This is a genomic window from Streptomyces sp. NRRL WC-3605 (assembly GCF_001509795.1).
GTDB lineage: Bacteria > Actinomycetota > Actinomycetes > Streptomycetales > Streptomycetaceae > Streptomyces > Streptomyces viridochromogenes.
Map to the genome: position 1 here is coordinate 105227 of NZ_LLZN01000079.1, position 22717 is coordinate 127943.

21 protein-coding genes are annotated in these 22717 nt (G+C 71.6%); 3 read left to right on the top strand and 18 right to left on the bottom strand.

Translation table 11 applies throughout. The features are described from left to right. Positions 1-213 precede the first annotated feature (213 nt). The 14 genes from ADL34_RS26535 to pgsA form a co-directional block, all read right to left on the bottom strand. Positions 214-753 carry an adenine phosphoribosyltransferase gene (locus tag ADL34_RS26535; RefSeq protein WP_062674271.1) on the bottom strand — a complete coding sequence of 180 codons (540 nt, stop codon included), beginning with the start codon at positions 751-753 and terminating at the stop codon, positions 214-216. Continuing rightward, on the bottom strand, positions 750-1874 hold the full coding sequence (gene secF, locus ADL34_RS26540) for a protein translocase subunit SecF (RefSeq protein ID WP_062674269.1): 1125 nt from the start codon (positions 1872-1874) through the stop codon (positions 750-752). The genes ADL34_RS26535 and secF overlap by 4 nt, the downstream gene beginning before the upstream one ends. 1 nt (position 1875) lies before the next feature. Next, positions 1876-3594: a protein translocase subunit SecD gene (gene secD / locus ADL34_RS26545; RefSeq protein ID WP_079034486.1), complete on the bottom strand. Its 1719-nt coding sequence runs from the start codon at positions 3592-3594 to the stop codon at positions 1876-1878. Positions 3595-3725: 131 nt separating this feature from the next. Then, positions 3726-4217 (bottom strand): preprotein translocase subunit YajC, encoded by a 492-nt coding sequence (gene yajC / locus ADL34_RS26550; protein WP_062674265.1) that lies wholly within the window; start codon positions 4215-4217, stop codon positions 3726-3728. A gap of 174 nt (positions 4218-4391) precedes the next feature. Then, complete coding sequence (gene ruvB / locus ADL34_RS26555) at positions 4392-5465, bottom strand: Holliday junction branch migration DNA helicase RuvB (protein ID WP_062674263.1); 1074 nt, start codon at positions 5463-5465, stop codon at positions 4392-4394. A gap of 73 nt (positions 5466-5538) precedes the next feature. Further along, positions 5539-6144, bottom strand: a complete 606-nt coding sequence (gene ruvA / locus ADL34_RS26560) for a Holliday junction branch migration protein RuvA (RefSeq protein ID WP_062674261.1) — start codon at positions 6142-6144, stop codon at positions 5539-5541. Beyond that, on the bottom strand, positions 6141-6680 hold the full coding sequence (ruvC, locus tag ADL34_RS26565) for a crossover junction endodeoxyribonuclease RuvC (protein ID WP_062674259.1): 540 nt from the start codon (positions 6678-6680) through the stop codon (positions 6141-6143). The genes ruvA and ruvC overlap by 4 nt, the downstream gene beginning before the upstream one ends. A 112-nt stretch (positions 6681-6792) precedes the next feature. Beyond that, entirely contained in the window at positions 6793-7545 is a 753-nt protein-coding gene (locus ADL34_RS26570) for a YebC/PmpR family DNA-binding transcriptional regulator (RefSeq protein ID WP_062674258.1), read from the bottom strand. 48 nt (positions 7546-7593) lie between these two features. Beyond that, positions 7594-8199, bottom strand: a complete 606-nt coding sequence (pdxT, locus tag ADL34_RS26575) for a pyridoxal 5'-phosphate synthase glutaminase subunit PdxT (protein WP_062674256.1) — start codon at positions 8197-8199, stop codon at positions 7594-7596. Continuing rightward, positions 8199-9104, bottom strand: a complete 906-nt coding sequence (pdxS, locus tag ADL34_RS26580; protein WP_062674254.1) for a pyridoxal 5'-phosphate synthase lyase subunit PdxS — start codon at positions 9102-9104, stop codon at positions 8199-8201. Before pdxS ends, pdxT begins: the two co-directional genes overlap by 1 nt. Positions 9105-9233: 129 nt before the next feature. Next, a complete protein-coding gene (locus ADL34_RS26585; RefSeq protein WP_055623800.1) occupies positions 9234-9776 on the bottom strand; it encodes a hypothetical protein in 543 nt (180 codons plus the stop codon). A gap of 336 nt (positions 9777-10112) precedes the next feature. Next, positions 10113-11291 (bottom strand): glycosyltransferase family 4 protein, encoded by a 1179-nt coding sequence (locus ADL34_RS26590; protein WP_062674252.1) that lies wholly within the window; start codon positions 11289-11291, stop codon positions 10113-10115. Further along, entirely contained in the window at positions 11288-12196 is a 909-nt protein-coding gene (locus ADL34_RS26595) for a phosphatidylinositol mannoside acyltransferase (RefSeq protein ID WP_062674250.1), read from the bottom strand. The genes ADL34_RS26590 and ADL34_RS26595 overlap by 4 nt, the downstream gene beginning before the upstream one ends. Then, positions 12193-12879 carry a phosphatidylinositol phosphate synthase gene (gene pgsA, locus ADL34_RS26600; protein WP_062674248.1) on the bottom strand — a complete coding sequence of 229 codons (687 nt, stop codon included), beginning with the start codon at positions 12877-12879 and terminating at the stop codon, positions 12193-12195. The genes ADL34_RS26595 and pgsA overlap by 4 nt, the downstream gene beginning before the upstream one ends. A 305-nt stretch (positions 12880-13184) precedes the next feature. Between pgsA and ADL34_RS26605 the strand changes: the two genes are divergently transcribed. Beyond that, positions 13185-15383 carry an elongation factor G-like protein EF-G2 gene (locus ADL34_RS26605; RefSeq protein ID WP_062674246.1) on the top strand — a complete coding sequence of 733 codons (2199 nt, stop codon included), beginning with the start codon at positions 13185-13187 and terminating at the stop codon, positions 15381-15383. Between the two features lie 321 nt (positions 15384-15704). Then, the gene (locus ADL34_RS26610) at positions 15705-17366 is read left to right on the top strand and encodes a hypothetical protein (protein WP_062674245.1); all 1662 of its coding nucleotides are present in this window, start codon (positions 15705-15707) and stop codon (positions 17364-17366) included. Between the two features lie 120 nt (positions 17367-17486). Here the strand turns inward: ADL34_RS26610 and ADL34_RS26615 are convergent, their stop codons facing one another. Beyond that, positions 17487-18035, bottom strand: coding sequence for an HIT family protein (locus tag ADL34_RS26615; protein WP_062674243.1), 549 nt, complete (start codon positions 18033-18035; stop codon positions 17487-17489). 78 nt (positions 18036-18113) lie between these two features. Between ADL34_RS26615 and ADL34_RS26620 the strand changes: the two genes are divergently transcribed. Next, on the top strand, positions 18114-18773 hold the full coding sequence (locus ADL34_RS26620) for a potassium channel family protein (RefSeq protein WP_062674241.1): 660 nt from the start codon (positions 18114-18116) through the stop codon (positions 18771-18773). Between the two features lie 30 nt (positions 18774-18803). Here ADL34_RS26620 and thrS read toward each other — a convergent pair whose 3' ends face one another. The 3 genes from thrS to ADL34_RS26635 form a co-directional block, all read right to left on the bottom strand. Next, positions 18804-20780 carry a threonine--tRNA ligase gene (gene thrS, locus ADL34_RS26625; protein WP_062674238.1) on the bottom strand — a complete coding sequence of 659 codons (1977 nt, stop codon included), beginning with the start codon at positions 20778-20780 and terminating at the stop codon, positions 18804-18806. Positions 20781-20905: 125 nt separating this feature from the next. After that, complete coding sequence (locus ADL34_RS26630) at positions 20906-22135, bottom strand: hypothetical protein (RefSeq protein WP_062674236.1); 1230 nt, start codon at positions 22133-22135, stop codon at positions 20906-20908. Continuing rightward, complete coding sequence (locus tag ADL34_RS26635) at positions 22132-22698, bottom strand: DUF4365 domain-containing protein (protein WP_062674235.1); 567 nt, start codon at positions 22696-22698, stop codon at positions 22132-22134. Before ADL34_RS26635 ends, ADL34_RS26630 begins: the two co-directional genes overlap by 4 nt. Positions 22699-22717 lie beyond the last annotated feature (19 nt).

Genomic DNA, 22717 nt, shown 5'->3' on the forward strand with positions numbered 1-22717 from the left:
TGCGCGATCCGGGTCCCCCGGTCAGGCTCCGGAGACCCCATGGTAGCGAGCCTGCGCCGCAGGATCGCCTTCAGGCCGGTGTGAGGGCCGTCTACCCGGGAAACACGAGAGGTCTCCCGTGGATTCCGGGACGCCGGTCACCCGCCCTGGTCACCGTACGGCGATGCCCCGTGTCCGCCGGGGCGGGCACGGGGCATCGGATGCCGCGCGGGGTCAGACCGTGAGGAGCGAGGTCAGCGGGGCGCCCTCCAGCACCGGCTCCAGCCGGGCCCGGCCGGAGAGGAAGCCCAGCTCCATCAGCACGGCGAGGCCGGACACCTCGGCGCCGGCCCGGCGGATCAGCTGGACCGAGGCCTCGGCGGTGCCGCCGGTCGCCAGGACGTCGTCGACGATCAGGACGCGGTCGTTCGCGGTGAGGTCCTCGGCGTGGATCTCGATCTCGGCCGAGCCGTACTCCAGGTCGTACGCCTGGCTGAGCGTCGCTCCGGGGAGCTTGCCCGCCTTGCGGACGGGGATGAAGCCGACGCCGGCCCGGACGGCCACCGGCGCTCCGAGGATGAAGCCGCGGGCCTCCAGGCCGACGACCTTGGTGGCGCCGGTCCGCGTCGCGACCTCGGCGAGCGCGTCGGTGAGGGCCGTGAAGGCCGCCGGGTCCGCCAGGAGCGGGGTGATGTCCTTGAACATCACGCCCGGCTCCGGGTAGTCCGCCACGTCCCGGATGCGGCTCAGCAGCAGCTCGCTGATGTCGGTCACCGGCGCTTCCCCGAGGGGCGGTTGCGGCCGCGGTTGCGGGACGCGGGCTGGTTGCGGGGGCCGACGACCGCAGGGGCGGCGTCCTCCGGTCCGTCGTCGTACACCTCGTCGTCGGTCTCGACGTCCGTGGCCGGGCCCTGCGCGGCGGTCTGGGCCCGCTTGGCGAGCACCCGCTTCTTCAGGGCCTTCATCTGCGGCTCGCGCTCCTTGAGGTCGGCGACGAGCGGGGTGGCGATGAAGATCGAGGAGTACGCACCGGCCGCGAGGCCGACGAACAGCGACAGGGAGATGTCGTTGAGCATGCCGGCGCCGAGGAAGCCGCCGCCGATGAACAGCAGGCCCGCCACCGGCAGCAGCGCGACCACCGTGGTGTTGATGGAGCGGACCAGGGTGCCGTTGATCGACCGGTTGGCGATCTCGCTGTACGTCCAGCGGGTCTGCTTGGTGATGTCCTTCGTCTGCTCCTTGAGGCTGTCGAAGACGACGACCGTGTCGTAGAGCGAGTAACCGAGGATGGTCAGCAGACCGATCACCGTGCCGGGCGTGACCTCGAAGCCGACGAGGGCGTAGATGCCGACGGTGATGGTGATGTCGTGGATCAGGGCGACGAACGCGGCGACGGCCATCCGCCACTCGAACGCGATCGCCAGGTAGATCACGACCAGGAACAGGAAGATGCCGAGGCCCTGCCAGGCCTTGTTGGCGATCTGCTCGCCCCAGCTCGGGCCGACCAGCTCGCCGGTGACGTCGTTCTCGGAGACGCCGAGCTTGTCCGCGAGCTCCGCCGAGACCTTGTCGGCCTGCTTGGTGTCGATGCCCGCGACCTGGATGCGCAGCGTGGCCTTCTCGCCGCTGCCGAGCTTCTGGACGATCGCGTCGTGGCCGGAGGCCTCTTCCGCGTACTCCTGGGCCTGGGCCACCGAGACGGTGGTCTTCGGAGTGTTGAAGACCGCGCCGCCCTGGAACTCGATGCCCATGTTCAGGCCGCGCACCGCCAGGCCGACGATGGCCGTGATGGTGATCAGGATCGAGATGCCGTACCAGATCTTGCGGTTGCGGACGAAGTCGTAGCCGACCTCGCCACGGTGCAGTCGGGCGCCGAGGTTGCCGAGCTTCGACATCTCACGCCTCCTTCGTCTCGATGGGGGCGGAGGGGCGGCGGGTGCGGCGCAGCGGAGGCCGGGCGCCCAGTCGCTTGGGATCGAGGCCGGACCACGGGTGGCCGCCTCCGTAGAACTTCGTGCGGGCCAGGAGCGTCAGCAGCGGCTTGGTGAAGAGGAACACCACGACCACGTCGAGCAGGGTGGTCAGACCCAGCGTGAACGCGAAGCCCTGCACCTTGCCGACGGTCACGATGAAGAGCACCGCGGCGGCGAGGAACGACACGAAGTCGGAGACCAGGATGGTGCGCCGGGCGCGCGGCCAGGCACGCTCGACGGCGGGGCGCAGCGTACGGCCTTCCCGGATCTCGTCACGGACGCGTTCGAAGTACACGATGAACGAGTCCGCGGTGATGCCGATGGCGACGATGGCGCCGCAGACGGCCGGCAGGTTCAGCGCGAAGCCGATGGTGGGGCCGAGCAGCGACATGATCGTGTAGGTCAGGGCCGCGGAGACCAGCAGCGACAGGATCGCGATGACCGACAGGCCGCGGTAGTAGACCAGCAGGTAGATCACGACGAGGGCGAGACCGATGGCTCCGGCGATGAGGCCGGCGTGAAGCTGCTCGCCACCGAGGGCGGCGGTCACCGTGGTGACGCTGTCCTCGCTGAACGTGAGCGGCAGGGCGCCGTAGGACAGCATGTTGGCGAGGCTCTTGGCCTCCTCCTGCGTGAAGCTTCCGGAGATCTGCGCGTTGCCGCCGGTGATGGCCTGCTGGACGTAGGGGTGGGAGACCACCTCGTCGTCGAGGACGATCGCGAACTCGTTCTGCGGGGAGCTCTGCTTGGCCAGCTCACCGGTGATGTTCGAGAACTTCTTGGAGCCGCTGCCGTTGAAGGTCATGTCGACCTGCCAGCCGGCGGCGCGCGTGGTGTCGAAGGACGCCTTGGCGTCCTTGACCTCGGTGCCGTCGACCGCGACCGGGCCGAGCAGGAACTTCGTCCAGACGTCGCCGTCCTTGCCACAGGCGACCGTGGTGTCGCCGGGCTTCGCGTCCTTGCCTGCCTGGGCGCGCTGGGCGGGCTTGGAGCAGTCGAGCGCCGTGTACGCGGCCTGGAGCTTGGCGACGTCACCGTCCGCGCTCGCCGACGGGGAGGGCTTGTCGTCCGCCTTCAGGCCGTCGGTGACGGCGCGGCCCTGGGTGGTGGCCGTCGCGGAGGGAGTGGCGGAGCCGGTGGACTTCTCCGGGTCCGTCGCCTTCGAGGAGCCGCTGGGGGACGCGCTCGGGGAGCCGCTGGGGGACGCGCTGGGCTCCGGCTGCGCGGCGCCGCCGGAGGCCTCGCGCTGGAGGACGGGGCGGAAGTAGAGCTTGGCGGTGGTACCGACCTGATCCCGGGCCTGCTTGGAGTTCGTGCCCTTGGGGATGTTGACGATGATGTTCTTGTCGCCCTGGGTCTGTACCTCGGCCTCCGAGACACCAAGACCGTTGACGCGGCGCTCCATGATCTGGACCGCCGTGTCCATGTTGGTCTTGTTGATCGCGGATTCCTGGCCGGGTTCGGCTTCCGCACGGAGCGTGATGCTCGTGCCGCCGGCCAGGTCGATGCCGAGTCGCGGAGTGGTGTGCCCCGAGGCGAACATCCCTCCGGTGAGCGCCACGATGGCGATCAGGATGAGGGCCAGCGAGCGCCCTGGCTTGCTCTGGGCGCTCGCCTTACGGCCCTTCTTAGGTGCTGCCACCTTCTCGTACTCCCTCTCGGGCCGCCTCGCACCGGTCTACGGGCGGGCAGCCATGACATGGTGTCGGGATACCGTGCGAGCTCCGCACGCCCGGGGGCGCGCAGGCGTCGCCCGCGCGCCCCGGAACGTGGCTACTTCGCGTCGGCGTCGCCCTCGGACTTCTTCGGCGCGTCCTCCGTCTTGGCCTCCGCGGCCACGGTCTCGGACGGCTCCTCGGTCTCGTCGCTCTCGTCCTTCTTGCCGAGGTCGACGGACTTCTCGTCGGAGGCGGCAGCGGGCTCGTCGGTCTCGGTGAGGGAGGAGGCGTCGTCGGGGACGACGTCGGACTTCAGGTCGTGCTCGATGCCGTGGACGATGCGGTTGTACTCGTCGTCGGAGAGGACGGCACCGATGGCGTTCTTGGCGAAGAGAAGCTCCACGCCCGGGCCCGCGTCGAGGAGGACGGTGTCGTCGCTGACCTCCTTGACGGTGCCGTACATGCCACCGATGGTGCGGACACCGGATCCGGGCTGCATCTGGTTCCGCATGTCGGCGGCCTGCTGCTGCTTCTTCTTGGCCGACCGGGTCATCAGGAACATGGCCCCGATGAGCACGATGAACGGGAGGAGGGTCACGAGACTCACGGGTCGGAACTTCCTTCACACGACCGCGGTGTGAGCGGCCTGATGGTTGGGGGATTGTCTGCCGCCGACAAGGGCGGCATCGGCGGAGTCTAAGCGAGTCTCCGCGCAGGGAACAACGCTCAGCATGGCACCGGGGTTCCTGCTCCGGCCACAGAGCTCGCCGTGAGCGGGGCGTCACGCCCCGAACAAGTCCCCTTGTCCGTTTCCAGCAGGCGACGTGCGGGGCGGGGTGAGGCCGAGATGCGACCATGCCGCGGGTGTGGCGACCCGGCCGCGGGGAGTGCGGGCGAGCAGCCCCTCCCGGACGAGGAAGGGTTCGGCCACCTCCTCCACGGTCTCACGTTCCTCCCCGACGGCGACGGCGAGCGTGGACAGGCCGACCGGTCCGCCGCCGAAGAGCTTCAGCAGCGCCTCCAGGACGGCGCGGTCGAGGCGGTCCAGGCCGCGGGCGTCGACCTCGTAGACGGCGAGGGCGGCCGCCGCGATGTCCTGGGTGATGATCCCGTCCGCCTTGACCTGCGCGTAGTCCCGGACGCGGCGCAGCAGGCGGTTGGCGATCCGGGGCGTGCCGCGGGAGCGTCCCGCGATCTCGGCGGCGCCGTCGGCGCCGATCTCGACGTCGAGCAGGCTCGCCGAGCGGTGGATGACGCGCTCCAGCTCGGCGGGCTCGTAGAACTCCATGTGCGCGGTGAAGCCGAAACGGTCGCGCAGCGGGGGCGGCAGCAGGCCGGCGCGGGTGGTGGCGCCGACCAGGGTGAACGGCGGCAGCTCCAGCGGGATCGCGGTGGCGCCGGGGCCCTTGCCGACGATCACGTCGACGCGGAAGTCCTCCATGGCCATGTACAGCATCTCCTCGGCGGGCCGGGACATGCGGTGGATCTCGTCGAGGAAGAGGACCTCGCCCTCCTGGAGGGAGGAGAGGATCGCGGCGAGGTCGCCGGCGTGCTGGATGGCGGGGCCGGAGGTGATGCGGATGGGGGCGCCCATCTCCGCCGCGATGATCATGGACAGGGTGGTCTTGCCGAGGCCGGGGGCGCCGGAGAGCAGCACGTGGTCGGCGGTGGCGCCACGCGCGCGGGCGGCGCGCAGCACCAGGTCGAGCTGCTCGCGGACCTTCTCCTGGCCGATGAACTCGTCCAGGTCCTTGGGGCGCAGCGCGGCCTCGACGGCCTGGTCCTCGCGGTCGGCGACCGAGCCCACCAGCCGCTCGGGGGCGGGGGTGCCGGTGGTGTCGTCGTCCCAGTTCATTGCGTGTGCCTCGCGGGTCGCGGTGGAGGGCGTACGCGGGTCTGGCGTACGCCGGTGTCGTCGGGTGGGGCGGTCAGCGCGCTCTGTTCAGGGTCTGCAGCGCCGCCTTCAGCAGGCGGCCGACCTCCGGGGCGCCCTCGGCGGCCTCGGCCTGCGGGGCGACGGCGCTCACGGCCTCGTCGGCCTCGCGGGTCGCGTAGCCGAGGCCGATCAGGGCGGCGTGCAGCTGGTCGCGCCAGCCCTGGGTGACGGGGGCACCGACGGCGGGCGCGCCGATCGGTTCGCCGAGGCGGTCCTTGAGCTCCAGGAGGAGTTTCTGGGCACCCTTCTTGCCGATGCCGGGGACGGCGGTGAGGGCCTTCTCGTCGGCGGTGGCCACGGCCCGGCGCAGCGCGTCGGGCGTGTGCACGGCGAGCATGGCCTGGGCGAGGCGGGGACCGACGCCGCTCGCGGTCTGCAGAAGCTCGAAGGTCTGCCGCTCGTCGTCGTCGGCGAAGCCGTAGAGCGTCAGGGAGTCCTCGCGCACCACGAGGGACGTGTGCAGCTTGGCGGGCTGGCCCATACGCAGCGTGGACAGCGTGTTCGGGGTGCACTGGACGGCCATGCCGACGCCGCCGACCTCGACGACCGCGGTGTCCGGGGCGAGGGCGGCGACGGTGCCGCTGACGAAGGCGATCATGCCGTACGGCCTTTCGATGCGGTGGCGGTGTGCAGGGCGACGGCCTGCTGGAGCCGGTTCTGCGCGGGGGCGCGCCAGATGTGGCAGATGGCGAGGGCCAGGGCGTCGGCGGCGTCGGCCGGCTTGGGCGGGGCGCTGAGCCGCAGCAGCCGGGTGACCATGGCGCCGACCTGTGCCTTGTCGGCGCGGCCCGAGCCGGTGACGGCGGCCTTGACCTCGCTGGGCGTGTGCAGGGCGACGGGGATGCCGCGGCGGGCGGCGCAGAGCATGGCGACGGCGCTGGCCTGGGCGGTGCCCATGACGGTCCGGACGTTGTGCTGGCTGAACACCCGTTCCACGGCGACGAATTCGGGCCGGTGCTCGTCCAGCCACTGCTCGATGCCCTGCTCGACGGCGACCAGGCGGTGGCCCAGCTCGGCGTCCGCGGGTGTGCGGACGACTCCGACGCCCAGCATGGTCAGCGGCCGGCCCGCGACCCCCTCGACGACTCCCACGCCGCAGCGGGTCAGTCCGGGGTCCACCCCGAGTACGCGCACCGCCCCTCCCTTCGCTCACCTGTTTGTGCAGGCTATCGGGTGCCGCTGACAATGCGACGGGCCGACGGGTGTGTCCCGTCGGCCCGTCGATCGCGCGCGGCTCGCGCCCGCGTCAGGCGTCGACCTTCTCCATGATCTCGTCGCTGACGTCGAAGTTGGCGAAGACGTTCTGCACGTCGTCGCTGTCCTCGAGGGCGTCGATCAGCTTGAAGATCTTCCTGGCGCCCTCCTCGTCCAGCTCGATCTGCATCGTCGGGACGAAGTTGGCGTCGGCGGACTCGTAGTCGATGCCGGCGTCCTGGAGCGCGGTGCGGACCGCGACGAGGTCGGTGGCCTCGCTCAGCACCTCGAAGGACTCACCGAGGTCGTTGACCTCCTCGGCGCCCGCGTCGAGGACGGCGCCGAGGACGTCGTCCTCGGTCAGCTCGCCCTTGGGGACGATGACCACGCCCTTGCGGTTGAACAGGTACGACACCGAGCCCGGGTCGGCCATGGAGCCGCCGTTGCGGGTCATCGCGACCCGGACGTCGGAGGCGGCGCGGTTGCGGTTGTCGGTGAGGCACTCGATGAGCACCGCGACGCCGTTCGGGCCGTAGCCCTCGTACATGATCGTCTCGTAGTCGGCACCGCCGGCCTCGAGGCCGCCGCCGCGCTTGACCGCGGAGTCGATGTTCTTGTTCGGGACCGACTGCTTCTTGGCCTTCTGAATGGCGTCGTAGAGCGTCGGGTTGCCCTCGATGTCGACGCCGCCCATCCGGGCCGCGACCTCGATGTTCTTGATCAGCTTCGCGAAGAGCTTGCCGCGCTTGGCGTCGATCACGGCCTTCTTGTGCTTCGTCGTAGCCCATTTAGAGTGGCCGGACATCTGCCTGTCTCCTTCGCGTAACCCATCACTGCAACGAACGCAGGAATCCTACAAGGACCCGGACGTCCGGTACGCGCGCACCATCTCGACGAACAGCCCGTGCACGCGGTGGTCGCCGGTCAGCTCCGGGTGGAACGACGTGGCGAGCGCGTTGCCCTGGCGGACGGCCACGATGTGGCCGTCGTGCTCGGCGAGCACCTCGGCGCCGGCGCCCACGGACTCGACCCAGGGGGCCCGGATGAAGACGCCCTCCACGGGGTCGCCCGGGATCTCCTTGACGTCGACGGCCGCCTCGAACGACTCGTTCTGGCGCCCGAAGGCGTTGCGGCGGACGATCATGTCGATGCCGCCGACGGTCTCCTGGCCCGAGCGCGGGTCGAGGATCTTGTCGGCGAGCATGATCATCCCGGCGCAGGTGCCGTAGACGGGCATGCCGTCGCGCACGCGCGCGCGGAGAGGCTCCATCAGCCCGAAGAGCACGGCGAGCTTGGAGATCGTGGTGGACTCCCCGCCGGGGATGACCAGGCCGTCGACCTCGGCCAGTTCCTCGGGGCGGCGCACCGGCCTGGCCACGGCGTCGGCCGCGGCCAGGGCGACGAGATGCTCGCGCACGTCGCCCTGGAGCGCGAGCACTCCGATGACGGGTGAGGTCATCACCAGCCCCGGTTCGCGTAGCGCTCGGTCTCGGGCAGGGTGTCGCAGTTGATGCCGACCATGGCCTCGCCGAGGTTGCGGGACGCGTCCGCGATGATCTTGGGGTCGTCGTAGAAGGTGGTGGCCTTCACGATCGCGGCGGCGCGCTTGGCCGGGTCGCCGGACTTGAAGATGCCGGAGCCGACGAAGACGCCCTCGGCGCCGAGCTGGCGCATCAGCGCGGCGTCGGCGGGGGTGGCGACACCACCGGCGGAGAACAGCACGACCGGGAGCTTGCCGAGCTCGGCGACCTCCTTGACCAGCTCGTACGGGGCGCGCAGCTCCTTGGCGGCGGCGTACAGCTCGTTGTTGTCGTAGCCGCGCAGGCGGGCGATCTCGTTCTTGATCTGGCGCAGGTGGCGGACGGCCTCGACGACGTTGCCGGTGCCGGCCTCGCCCTTGGACCGGATCATGGCCGCGCCCTCGGCGATCCGGCGCAGGGCCTCACCGAGGTTGGTCGCACCGCAGACGAACGGGGTGGTGAAGGCCCACTTGTCGGAGTGGTTGACCTCGTCGGCCGGGGTGAGGACCTCGGACTCGTCGATGTAGTCGACGCCGAGGGACTGCAGGACCTGGGCCTCGACGAAGTGGCCGATGCGGGACTTGGCCATGACGGGGATCGAGACGGCGTCGATGATGCCCTCGATCATGTCCGGGTCGGACATCCGCGCCACGCCGCCGTCCTTGCGGATGTCGGCGGGCACCCGCTCCAGGGCCATGACGGCGACCGCGCCCGCGTCCTCGGCGATCTTCGCCTGCTCCGGCGTGACGACGTCCATGATCACGCCGCCCTTGAGCTGCTCGGCCATGCCGCGCTTCACACGGGCGGTGCCGGTCTCGGGAGCCTGGTTTTCGGAGATGGACACGGGTGACCTCACAACGGGTGGAGAAGGGTTGCTGCGAGCATCGAGGAAACGGCAGCGGACCAGTCCACAGCAAGGGCCAATGATGAGCCGGTGGCTCGTTTTGCCGTCCCGCGGGGAGGCGCGACCCGGTCAGGAGGCCCGCTCGACCAGGGCGGCGGGCGGCTCGTCGTCCATCTCGAAGGCCAGCGGGAAGGGGGCGTGCCCGGCCAGGCGGAACCAGCGGACCTTGCGGTGCCGGCGCAGCGCGCGGGCCGCGCGGACGGCGTCGTTGTGGAAGCGGCGGGCCATCGGCACCCTGCGGACGGCCTCGGTCAGCTCGCGGGCCGCCGCCTCGCCGCCGGGCGCCTCGCGGACCGCCTCCACCTGCTGGGTCTCGGCGAACACGGCGCGCAGGGCCTGGCTCAGCTCGCTCTCGGCGACCTCCCGCTGCTCCTCCTCGGCCTGCCGGGCCGCGTGCGCGGCCTCGTACAGCACGATCGATGCGGCAGGGTCCAGGACGCCGGAGGTGGCCAGCTCCTGGGCGACGGAGGCCCGGCGCAGCAGCTGGGCGTCGAGCGCGGCGCGGGCCGCGTCGATCCGGGCGTGCAGCCGGTCCAGCCGGCCGGCGGTCCAGCTGAGATAGAGGCCGATCGCCACGAGGACGACGAGGATCCAGATGAGTGTCGCGGTCACGGCCGCAGACTAGCGGCGCCGCCCCTGACGCCCCGCGCGCGGGGCGCCCTCGGTGGCTTCCGGGAGACCGGTCGGTCCCGCCGCAGCCCTGCCCTCGCCGCGCCGTGAACGCCGTCCCGCGCACGGGGCCGCCCGCGAGCCGCCCGGCCAGTCCTGCCGCAACGCCGGGGGCCCCGATGGTCAGCCCCGCGCTCCAGGGGCTGACCGCGCGGTCAGGTCCACGTGTGCCGCCCGCCGGGGCCGGCGCCTATGGGAGCCTCCCGGAGGTCGCGGGCGACATGCCTGCGTGGGAACCCGGGCCCCCTGTACGTGGCGCCCCATCCCTCCAGGAGCCCCTCAGTCGCGTGCCAGTCCCAGGCGGGCCCGCAGGCCGCCCACCGCGCCCGTGCCGGAGTCGTCGTCGGTGGCCACCGCCGCCGCGCCCGCCGTCACCGTCTCGTAGACCGACATGATGTCCGCGCCGACCGTCGACCAGTCGAAGCGGCGCACGTGGGCGCTGCCCCGCTTCTGGAGCCCGGCCCGCCGGGCGGGGTCGCCCAGGAGGCGTACGGCGGCGTCGGCCAGGGCGTCCGCATCCTCGTTGGCGAAGAGCTCCCCGGCCGCGCCCTGGTCCAGGACCTGGGCGAAGGCGTCGAGGTCGGAGGCGAGGACGGGGGCGCCCGCCGACAGGGCCTCGACCAGGATGATGCCGAAGCTCTCGCCGCCGGTGTTCGGGGCCACGTACAGGTCGACGCTGCGCAGCAGCCGGGCCTTGTCCTCGTCGCTGACCATGCCGAGGAACTCGACGCGGGAGCGCAGCTCGGCGGGCAGGTCCTCGACCGCCTCCTCCTCGTCGCCCCGGCCGGCCACCAGGAGCCGGGTCCCCGGGCGGGCGGCGAGGATCTTCGGCAGGGCCCGCATCAGGACCGGGAGGCCCTTGCGGGGCTCGTCGATACGGCCGATGAAGCCGATGGTGTCGCCCTGCCAGTCGGGGTTGGGCTCGGCCCGGGCGAAGAAGTCGACGTCGACGCCGTTGGGGATGACGACCGCGTCACCGCCCAGGTGCTCCACCAGCGTCCGGCGGGCGTACTCGCTCACCGCGATCCGGGCGCTGATCTTCTCCAGGGCGGCCTGGAGGATGGCGTACGCCGCGATCATCGCGCGCGAGCGCGGGTTGGACGTGTGGAAGGTGGCGACGATCGGCCCCGAGGCCGCCCAGCAGGTCAGCAGGCCGAGCGACGGCGACGTGGGCTCGTGGATGTGGATGACGTCGAACCGTCCGTCGTGCAGCCAGCGGCGCACCCGCGCGGCGGAGAGAAAGCCGAAGTTCAGCCGGGCGACCGAGCCGTTGTACGGCACCGGGACGGCCCGGCCCGCCGAGACGACGTACGGCGGCAGCGGGGTGTCGTCGTCGGCCGGCGCCAGCACCGACACCTCGTGCCCCTGCCGGATGAAGTACTCGGCGAGGTCCCGGATGTGGAACTGGACGCCTCCGGGCACGTCCCAGGAGTACGGGCAGACGATGCCGATTCTCACGAGGTCCCCTTCGTGGGATCCAGGTCGGCGAGCCACAAGCGCTGGAGCATGTGCCAGTCCTCCGGATGTTCCGCGATACCCGTGGCGAAGGCGTCGGCCAGCGCCTGTGTCATGACAGACGTCTTCTCGGCGCGGTCGCCTGACTCGGGCACCTCGACCGGCGGGTGGACGCGGCCCTGCATGACGGGCGAGTCGTCGTACCAGAGCGTCACGGGCAGGAGCAGCGCCCCGGTCTGCTGGGCGAGCAGGGCCGGTCCGGCGGGCATCCGGGCCGTGGCGCCGAAGAAGTCGACCTCGACGCCGGAGGAGGACAGGTCGCGGTCGGCGACCAGGCAGACCAGGCCGCCGTCGCGCAGCCTGCGCGCCAGCGTGCCGAAGGCGCTGCCGCCGCTGTGCGGCAGGACCTCCATGCCGAGGCCCTCGCGGTAGGCGACGAAGCGGTCGAAAAGCGTCTCGGGCTTGAGGCGCTCGGCGACGGTCGTGAACGGTGTCTTCAGTTCGGTGGTGACCCAGGCACCTGCCAGGTCCCAGTTGGCCAGGTGGGGCAGGGCCAGTATCACGCCCTTCCCGGCGGCCAGCCCGTCGGTGAGGTGGTGGACGTCCTTGGGGGCGAATCCCTCGCGCACCCGGTCCTCGCTCCAGGCGGGGAGCCGGAAGGACTCCATCCAGTAGCGCAGGTACGAGCGCATGCCCGCGCGCGAGAGCTCGGCCAGGCGCTGCGGGCTCGCGTCGGGCACCACGCGCGCGTAGTTGCTCTCCAGCCGCTGGACGCCCTTGCCCCGCTTCTTCCACGCCAGGTCGGCGATGGTGCGGCCGAGGCGCACGGCGGCCGGCTCGGGGAGCTTCTTCACGGTGCCCCAGCCGAGCCCGTACAGCGCGTCGGTGAGCCGGTCCTGGGCGCTCACGTGGCGGCCTCGCTCCCGTGCGAGGCGCTCTCCGGCTTGTCCCGCGCCTCGGCGGCCTCGACCTCGGCGGACTCCCGGCGGACGGTGACGACCCGCTGGATCAGCGTGACGAGGCTGCCCACGGCGACGATCCACAGCGCCACCGGCAGCAGGTACTGGATGCCGGGCACGCCGAACTTGTGCAGTCCGGCGAAACCGGCCGCGACCAGCGAGATCACCAGGCGCTCGGCGCGCTCGACCAGGCCGTTGACCGCGACCGGCAGGCCGATCGACTCGCCGCGGGCCTTGGTGTACGACACCACCTGGCCGCTGGCCAGGCAGAAGATCGACACCGCGCACAGCACGAGGTCGTCGCCGCCCCCGGCGTACCAGAGGGCGAAGCCGCCGAAGATCGCGCCGTCGGCGACCCGGTCCAGGGTGGAGTCGAGGAAGGCGCCCCAGCGGCTGGAGCGGCCGAGCTGGCGCGCCATGTTGCCGTCGACGAGGTCGGAGAACACGAACAGCGTGATCACGACCGTGCCCCAGAAGAACTCGCCCATGGGGTAGAAGACCAGCGCGCCCGCGACCACGCCGGCGGTCCCGATCAGGGTGACGGTGTCGGGGCTGACGCCCCTTCTGATCAGAAATGAGGCGAACGGCGTGAGAACACGCGTGAAGAAAGCACGCGCGTACTTGTTCAGCATGGCCTTCCCGAGGGTCGGTGTGGCGCCGTGGGGCCCTTGCTGGCCACCGGCTGGCCCATCGTAGCCACGCGCGCGTGCGGGCGGCCGCCGGGCACTCGTCCTCGGGTCCCGCGGCACGCCGGGCCGGGGCCGCGGGCGCGGTCGCGTCCGTCGTATGGACGCGCCGTGCGGTGAGTGGAAAGCTCGAAGGACCGCGGGCGTCGTCGCAGCCGCCGTCGCTGGGGGCGCCTTCCGGGCCCCGGGTCCGGGAGAGGGAGCGTACGTCCGCGCCCACAGTGACCTCACCGTGCACGGGAGGCAGGATCATGGGCGACAAGGCGAACGCACACCCCGGAGCCGCCGGCAGGGCTACGGCGGCCGACCACCCCACGTCCGTACGGAATGTGGTGCTGGTCGGCCACAGCGGTTCGGGCAAGACGACTCTGGTCGAGGCCCTCGCGCTGACGGCGGGAGCGGTGAACCGGGCGGGCCGGGTGGAGGACGGCGGCACCGTCTCCGACTACGACGAGATCGAGCACCGGCAGCACCGCTCGGTACAGCTCTCCCTGGTGCCCGTCGAATGGGACGGCATCAAGATCAACCTGCTGGACACCCCCGGCTACGCCGACTTCGTCGGGGAACTCAGGGCCGGTCTGCGTGCGGCGGACGCGGCCCTCTTCGTCGTCTCGGCCTCGGACGGCGTCGACGGCTCCACGCGCATGGTGTGGGACGAGTGCGCGGCCGTCGGCATGCCGCGCGCGATCGTCGTGACGCATCTGGAGGCGGCGCGGGCGAACTACGAGGAGATGACGCGGATCTGCGCGGAGGCGTTCGGTGGCGACGACCCCGACGCCGTGCTGCCGCTGTATCTGCCGCTGCACGGGGAGCCGGGCCCGGACGGGCACGCGCCGGTGACCGGGCTGATCGGCCTGCTGACGCAGCGGCTCTTCGACTACTCCACCGGCGAGCGCAAGGAGTCCGAGCCGGGCGGCGACGAGCTGCCGCTGATCGAGGAGGCGCGCAACCGGCTGATCGAGGGGGTCATCGCGGAGAGCGAGGACGAGACCCTCATGGACCGCTATCTCGGCGGCGAGCAGATCGACGTCAAGACGCTCATCGAGGATCTGGAGCGGGCCATCGCGCGCGGGACGTTCTTCCCGGTTCTCGCGGCCGCCCCGGCCGCCGAGGGCGCCCGGCAGGGTCTCGGCACCGTCGAGGTGCTGGAGCTCATCACCCGTGGCTTCCCGACTCCGCTGGAGCGGCCGGCGCCGGCGGTGACCACGCTCGACGGCCGGCCGCGCGAGGTGAGGCCGTGCGACCCGGACGGTCCGCTGGTCGCCGAGGTCGTGAAGACCGCGTCCGACCCCTACGTCGGCCGGATCTCGCTGGTGCGCGTCTTCTCCGGCACGCTGCGGCCCGACGAGACGGTGCACGTCTCCGGGCACGGCATGGAGGACCGGGGCCACGAGGACCACGACGTCGACGAGCGCGTCGGCGCCCTGTCCGCGCCCTTCGGCAAGCAGCAGCGCACCCTCGGCCACTGCATCGCGGGCGATCTGGCGTGCGTGGCGAAACTGAGCCGCGCGGAGACCGGGGACACGCTGTCGTCGAAGGACGACCCGCTGCTGATGGAGCCCTGGCAGATGCCGGACCCGCTGCTGCCGCTGGCCATCCAGGCGCACAGCAAGGCCGACGAGGACAAGCTGTCGCAGGGCCTGGCCCGGCTGGTCGCGGAGGACCCGACCATGCGCCTGGAGCAGAACCAGGCCACCCACCAGGTGGTGCTGTGGGCCCTGGGCGAGGCGCACGCCGACGTCGCGCTGGAGCGGCTGCGCAGCCGGTACGGGGTGCAGGTCGACGTGGTGCCGTACAAGGTGTCGCTGCGGGAGACGTTCGCGGGTAGGGCGGCGGGCCGCGGGCGGCATGTGAAGCAGTCCGGCGGTCACGGGCAGTACGCCATCTGCGAGATCGAGGTCGAGCCGCTGCCCGGCGGTTCGGGCATCGAGTTCGTGGACAAGGTCGTCGGCGGCGCGGTGCCGCGCCAGTTCATCCCGTCCGTGGAGAAGGGCGTGCGGGCCCAGGCGGCCAAGGGGGTCGCGGCCGGTCATCCCCTCGTCGACGTCCGGGTCACCCTGCGCGACGGCAAGGCGCACTCGGTCGACTCCTCCGACGCGGCCTTCCAGACGGCCGGCGCGCTCGCGCTGCGCGAGGCCGCGGGCGAGACGAAGATCCACCTGCTGGAGCCGGTGGCGGAGGTGTCCGTGCTGGTCGGCGACGACTACGTCGGGGCCGTGATGAGCGACCTGTCCGGGCGGCGGGGCCGCGTCCTCGGCACCGAGCAGACCAGCGGCGGGCGCACGGTGATCAAGGCCGAGGTGCCCGAGATCGAGATCGGCCGGTACGCCATCGATCTGCGGTCGCTGTCGCACGGCACGGCACGGTTCAGCCGGCGGTACGCGCGGCACGAGCCGATGCCGCAGCAGATCGCGGAGAGGGTCAGGGAGGAGGTGCGGGTGGCCTCCTAGGGCACGGATCTCCTCGTCCGGAAGGTCGCCACGACTCGTCGTCCGGAGCGTCGGCTCGACTCGTCCGGAGCGTGGCCGCAAGGCGCGCGCCCGGCGCCGCCCGGTCGCTCCGTCGGCGCGCGCCGTGTCACGACGCGCGCCGGAGCCTTCCGGACGCCGTGAGCGGGACCCCACCCCGTCGGCGGGCGGCTTCGGCCGTCCGCCGACGGATGTCGGTGGCTGGGGATACGCTGATCATCGATCGGCGGGCGATCAACAGGTGTGCGCCGTACGGAAGTCGGGAAGGCCGCAGGAGCGACAGTGCGGCGAGTGGGGGCGGGAATGACCGTTGAAGGCGGTTACGCGGACATCTTCGGTCCGCAGGTGCCGCGCACGGCCGGTGAGGGGCAGACGGCGACCTTCGCGCTGGCCTCGGCGGCCTATCGCGACAACCCGTACGAGGACATCAAGAAGGCCGACAACGAGTGGCACAAGACGGATGTCAAGGCGGGCCGCGCCTGGGCGAAGATCTTCCGTCCGAATCTCGGTGAGGCGTTCTCGCGTGCCGTGGTCGACCGCATGCTCGGCGACGGCCGCAAGCCGCTGATCCAGTCCTTCGGCACCGAGCCGCAGGTCGTGGTCGAGCACTGCCTGGCCGCCAACAACATCCGCAAGGCCCGCGACCGGACGCTCACCACGATCATGGTGGTCTGCGGTCTGCTGTTCCTGCCCGGCCTCCTGGTGTGGCTGCTGGTCTTCACGCTGCGCACCACCATCGTCAAGCGGGACGCCAAGCGGGGCGGGGCGCTCGCCTCCGTGCTCCTCGTCGCGATGGGCGCGCTGGCCGTGCTGTTCCTGCTCAAGATGCCGTTCACCGGCCTCTGGGCGTGGTACGCGCGCGCCTCCGTGGTGATGCCGGTCCTCGGCTGGTTCTGGGCCAAGCAGGTGTGCGAGCGCACCGCGCGGGACCTGCGGGAGCGCTGGGACAGCCTGCTCGCGGGCAGCAGCGTCGGCGCGAAGGTGCCGGAGGCGGTGCCGGCCAGTCCCAACGAGACCCAGGCCGAGCGTCTGCGCCAGTCGCTGGCCAAGCTCAGCGCCGAGCAGCAGTCCAACTCCGTCTTCTACGCCGGGCCGAAGGGCATACTCGGCATGGGCACCCGCTGGGGCAGCTGGCAGCTGGCCGAGGAGCTGGTGCCGGCTCAGCAGGACCGCGAGATCCACCCCTTCCGCAGCTGGGACGTGATCCGCGCGATCCACGACCAGCTGAGCGTGCTGGAGCGCGGCCCGCTGAACACGGGCGGTTTCCCGAAGCCCTCGATACGCCACTGGGTCGTGACGCCGATCGCCGAGGGTGCCTCGGCGGTGTCCCGCCCGGAGGGCACGGACGTGGAGGCGTACCAGGTCAAGCCGCACGCGATACAGGAGATCTGCAACAAGCAGCAGTTCGGCAGCGGTGACCGGCACTACCTGGGCGTCCAGTGGACCCTGTGGGACGGCCAGCTGGTCATCACCATGCTGATCACCGTGACCGTGCTGCACGAGACGCTGCGCATCGAGGTCACGGGCCACGCCCTCGGTCCGGTCAACGGGCTCTTCCAGGAGAAGCCCGAGGCCCCGACCAAGGAGGTCACCAAGTCGCTGAAGCCGTGGGAGACCCGCTCGGTGAAGCTGCCGCTGGTCGGCACCGACGAGGTGGTGCGGCTGGCGGTGCGGGCCCCGCTGTCCTGGTATCCCCCGGCGCTGAACTGGCTGGGCGGGACGATCGCCCTGCCCGAGCCGTTCGGGCTCCGGCACGCCTGGGCGGACCAGCCGTGGCGGCACCGCTTCATGGCCGACGACGCGCTGCGCGCCGCCACCCCTGTGCTGCGGGCCGTGCACGCCTCGGCGATCAGGGTGCTCGCCGAGAACGGCGTGGACACCGAGAAGTTCGGTGCGCGCTCTGCCTTCCTCAGCACGGCCGTCCAGGACCCGTCGCCCCGCAAGGCGGACGTCTACGACGCGTAGGCGCTACGAGGCGTCGGTCGGTACGGCGCGTCGGCGCTGCGGCGCGTAGGCGTTGCGCGGCGTCGGGCCACCGGGGACAGGCGCAGGGGGCCGGGACCCGGCCCCCTCATGCCCTCGCGGTCAAGCCGTCGGCCAGACCTCGGCCAGCATCTTGCGGGTGTCCGCGAGCAGCTGCGGCAGCACCCGGGTGTGCCCGACGACCGGCATGAAGTTCGTGTCCCCGCCCCAGCGCGGCACGATGTGCTGGTGGAGGTGGGCGGCGATCCCGGCACCGGCGACCGTGCCCTGGTTCATGCCGATGTTGAAGCCGTGGGCGCCCGACGCGGTGCGCAGGGCCGTCATCGCCTGCTTGGTCAGGGCCCCCAGCTCGGCGGTCTCCGGCTCGGTGAGGTCCGTGTAGTCGGCGACGTGGCGGTAGGGCACGACCATCAGGTGCCCGCCGTTGTACGGGTACAGGTTGAGGACGGCGTACACCTGTTCGCCGCGCCGGACCACAAGTCCGTCCTCGTCGGATTTGGCCGGGATCGAGCAGAAGGGGCAGCCGTCGTCCGCTCCGGGACCGGTCGGCTTGTTCTCACCCTGGATGTAGGCCATCCGATGGGGCGTCCACAGGCGCTGGAACGCGTCCTGGATGCCCACTCCCCACTGCTGCTCCGGCTCACTCGTCATGCGTGCAGCATATGGCTTCGGCCGTTCCCGGCGTGTCGCCGGGGCGCCCGGGCGGCGGCCACCGGCCAAGCTGGGCCGGTGGACGACGACAACCCCTCCGCCCGCTGGGAGCAGCGCAGCGAGGTCCCGCTGTTCCTGGCGTCGCTGCTCTTCCTGGCCGCCTACGCCGCCCGCGTCCTCGCGGTGAGCATGCCGCCGTTCTGGAAGGACGTGTGCGTGTACACGATGGCAGCGCTGTGGCTGCTGTTCGCCGGCGAGTACGTGGTGCGCCAGCGGCTCAGCGGGGAGCGCTTCCCGCGCTACGTCAGGACGCACATCCTGCACACGGTCGTGGTCCTGCTGCCGCTGCTGCGGCCGCTGCGGATCGTGCCGCTCTACGACGCGATCCAGCACCGGCAGGGAGAGCCACGGCTGTCCCTGCACGCGCGGGTGATCGCCTACGCGAGCCTGTCCACGCTGCTGCTCGGCTTCGCCGGGGCCCTGGCCGTCTACCATCTGGAACGCGGGGCGCCCGGTGCCACCATGCGGACCTTCGGCGACGCTGTGTGGTGGGCGGCGGCGACCCTCAGCACGGTCGGGTACGGCGACATCACACCGGTGACCTTCGGGGGCCGGACGATCGCGATCGGCATGATGGCCGGCGGACTGGCCCTGCTGGGCGCGGTGACCGGGTCGTTCTCCTCGTGGCTGCTCCAGGTCTTCGCCCGCGAGAGCGACAAGAGGCCCCCGGGCAGCTGAGCTTCCCGGGGGCCTCGTGGAGCCGGTGGATCAGACCTGCGCCCGCTCCTCGACGACCTTCGCGATCTTGGCGATGGCCTCGTCGAACGGGATGCCGTTCTCCTGGGAGCCGTCGCGGTAGCGGAAGGAGACGGCGTTGTTCGTCATGTCCTCGTCGCCCGCGATGACCATGAAGGGCACCTTCTGCTTCTGGGCGTTGCGGATCTTCTTCTGCATACGGTCCGAGGACGAGTCGACCTCGACGCGCAGACCCTGCTTCTTCGCGGCGGCGGCGAACTTCTCCAGGTACTCGATGTGCGCGTCGCCGATCGGGATGCCGAGCGCCTGGACGGGCGCGAGCCACGCCGGGAAGGCACCCGCGTAGTGCTCCAGGAGCACCGCGAAGAACCGCTCGATCGAGCCGAACAGCGCACGGTGGATCATGACCGGACGCTGCTTGGAGCCGTCGGCGGAGGTGTACTCCAGGTCGAAGCGCTCCGGCAGGTTGAAGTCGAGCTGGATCGTCGACATCTGCCAGGTGCGGCCGATGGCGTCCTTGGTCTGGACGGAGATCTTCGGGCCGTAGAAGGCGGCGCCGCCCGGGTCGGCGACCAGTTCCAGGTTCTGCTTCTCGGCGACCTGGCGCAGCGTCTCGGTGGCCTCCTCCCACGCCTCGTCGGTGCCGACGAACTTCTCCGGGTCCTTGGTGGACAGCTCCAGGTAGAAGTCGGTCAGGCCGTAGTCCCGCAGAAGGTTCAGGACGAAGGTGAGGGTCTTGTCGAGCTCCTCGGACATCTGCTCGCGGGTGCAGTAGATGTGCGCGTCGTCCTGGGTGAAGCCGCGGGCGCGCGTGAGGCCGTGCACGACGCCCGACTTCTCGTACCGGTACACGGTCCCGAACTCGAAGAGGCGCAGGGGCAGTTCACGGTAGGAACGGCCGCGCGCGTCGAAGATCAGGTTGTGCATCGGGCAGTTCATGGGCTTGAGGTAGTAGTCCACGCCCTCGTCGAGCTGCATGGGCGGGTACATGCCGTCGGCGTACCAGTCCAGGTGGCCCGAGGTCTCGAAGAGCTTCCCCTTCGTCGCGTGCGGGGTGTAGACGAACTCGTAGCCCTCCTCCTCGTGCCGGCGGCGCGAGTAGTCCTCCATGACCCGGCGGATGACGCCGCCCTTGGGGTGGAAGACGGCGAGGCCGGAGCCGATCTGCTCGGGGATCGAGAACAGGTCGAGCTCGCTGCCGAGCTTGCGGTGGTCGCGCTTCTCGGCCTCGGCGAGGAACTCCAGGTGCGCCTTGAGCTCGTCCTTGGTCGGCCAGGCGGTGCCGTAGATGCGCTGGAGCATCGGGTTCTTCTCGCTGCCGCGCCAGTAGGCGGCCGCGTTGCGCATGAGCTTGAACGCGGGGATCGCGCGGGTCGACGGCAGGTGGGGACCGCGGCACAGGTCCTTCCAGCACAGCTCGCCGGTCTTGGCGTCCAGGTTGTCGTAGATCGTCAGCTCGCCGGCGCCGACCTCGACGTCCGCGCCGTCGTCGTGCGACGCGGAGCCCTTGAGGCCGATCAGCTCCAGCTTGTACGGCTCGTCGGCGAGCTCCTCGCGGGCCGCCTCCTCGGTGACCACGCGGCGGGAGAACTTCTGCCCGCGCTTCTGGATCTCCTGCATCTTCTTCTCGATGGCCTTGAGGTCATCGGGGTGGAAGGGCCTCTCGACGTCGAAGTCGTAGTAGAAGCCGTCCTTGACCGGCGGGCCGATGCCCAGCTTGGCCTCGGGGAAGAGCTCCTGCACCGCCTGGGCCATCACGTGCGCGGTGGAGTGGCGCAGGATGTTCAGACCGTCCTCGGAGGAGATCTCGACGCCCTCGACCTCCTCGCCGTCGGAGAGCACGTACGACAGGTCCTTGAGCTCGCCGCCCACGCGCGCGGCGATGACGGAGCGCTCGCCGGCGAAGAGGTCGGCGGCCGTAGTGCCCGTCGTCACCACGCGCTCTTCCCGCTCGGAATCGCGTTGGATGATCACACGGACGTCTGACACCGGTCTCTCCTGACTGAAGGTGGGTGCGGCGCCATACCAGGAGCGCGCGCATGACTGCGATCGTACCGACCCGTGACCATCGATCGCGAAACGGTTGTCGCGGCCCCCTCCGGCTCCGGGCCTCGTCAGCCGCCGGTGTCGTCGCCCGCGCACACCTCTTCGAAGAAGTCCAGGTCCTCCTGGAGCGCCTTCATCAGCCGGTCCCGCTCAACGTCGTCGACCTGGACGGGGACCACCTCCGAGGCACCGGCCAGCCTGCGGAAACCGCCCCGGCTCTCCAGCCGGCCGCGCACCCGCACCGGCAGTCCCACGAGGTGCGCGCGCCCGGCGATGCGGTACGCCTCCTCGTCCAGGGTCAGCCGGACGTGCGACACCTCGGCGCCCGCGATGACGCGCAGCCGGACGGTGCCCTCGCCGCGGGTGCCGGTCCGGCGCATCCGTACGACGGCTCCGGTGATCCGGACCGGCACGGACGGCTCCTCGCGCAGATAGCGGGCCGCGGCCGCACGCAGGACGGGCAGGTCGCCGGGCGAGAACTCGACGGGCTCGCCGTCGGCCGCGCAGTCCTCGGGGACACCGGCGGCGGGTGCCCACGCCACGGCGACGCGCGCGCCCTCCGTGCCGCGCACCAGGGCGATCAGGCCCTCGACCAGCTCCCGGCTGACGCCCGCCTCGACCGCTCCGTCGAAGGCGTCCATGCCGCCGGTGGCCCGCTGGTAGTCGACGGCCTCGCGGGCCGCGTACAGGGCGTGGTGGAGCCGTACGGCGAGCGGGCGGCCGGTGGCGACGGGAACGAAGGCGGTGAGGCCGCGGCCGTCGGACGCGGAGCCGACGAGGACGTCCTCCAGCAGGCCGACGGCCGCACGGCGGTGCCGGGCGCCGTGGTATCCGGCCCGCGCGCGGGTGGCGAGGGCGGCGGCGAGCAGGGTGCGGCGGGCGGCGGTGCGCAGCTCCTCCTCGGCGGTCCAGGGCGCGGCTCCGGACGGGCCGGCGGGCGCGTCCCGCCACCAGCGGATCTCGTCGCTGGGCACGGCGAGGCAGACCAGCACCTCGCGAGCGGCGGGGGTGCCGCTGCGGGACAGCGCGGTCAGCGCCTCGGCGAGCAGGTCGTCGCTGTCGGGGAAGGCGCGGGACTCCGGGACGAGCAGGCTGGTGCCGCCGCCGGCGGGGCCGGGCGGGGTCCAGCGGCCGTAGCGGCCGGCCGGTCCCCCACGCCGCTGCCAGCCGTGCCGGCGCAGCAGGGCGCCGAGGACCGCGGGGTCGACGTCGCCGGGCTCGGGGGGCCGCTCCCAGGCGGCGTCGACGGGGTGGGGCCGGACCGGACGGGCGGGCTCCTGGAGCGGGCGGTGCGTCATGGTCTGCCTCCGGTCCCGACCCGCGTCATGATCTCGCAGAGCGCCCGGTCGTCGAAGATGCGGGAGGTCGGTATCCGCACGGTGGTGCGGCGCCGGCCGGTGATCGCGTGACCGGCGAGGTTGACCCAGTAGCAGCAGTGCCGCAGGTCGAGCCGGTCGTGTCCGGCGCGCAGCCACTGCTCCTGGGACCGGGGCACGATCATCACGACGAGGATCTTGTGCACCGAGACCGGGGTGCGGGCGAGCTTCGCCAGATGGGCGTTGTCGAGCGTGAAGGAGAAGAAGCGGCCGGGCGGATCGGGTGCCACCTGGTACGTCGCCTTCAGCTGCACCTTGATGGTGACCTCGTCGTCGACGGTGTGGCCGGGCGCGCTGTGGCTGACGTGCCAGTCGATGCCGTTGTCCGGGAACGGCTGGGACAGCGAGCATCCCGCCGCCGCCGCGACCGCGTGCAGATAGCCCACCTGCAGCGTCTCCATGCACGCGGTGGTGGCGAGTGAACCGCGAGAGAGGCCCGTCCGTTCGGGCAGCAGCCCGCCCCGCTCGGGCTGCGCAATCGCCATGACGAACAGCCTTCCAGGC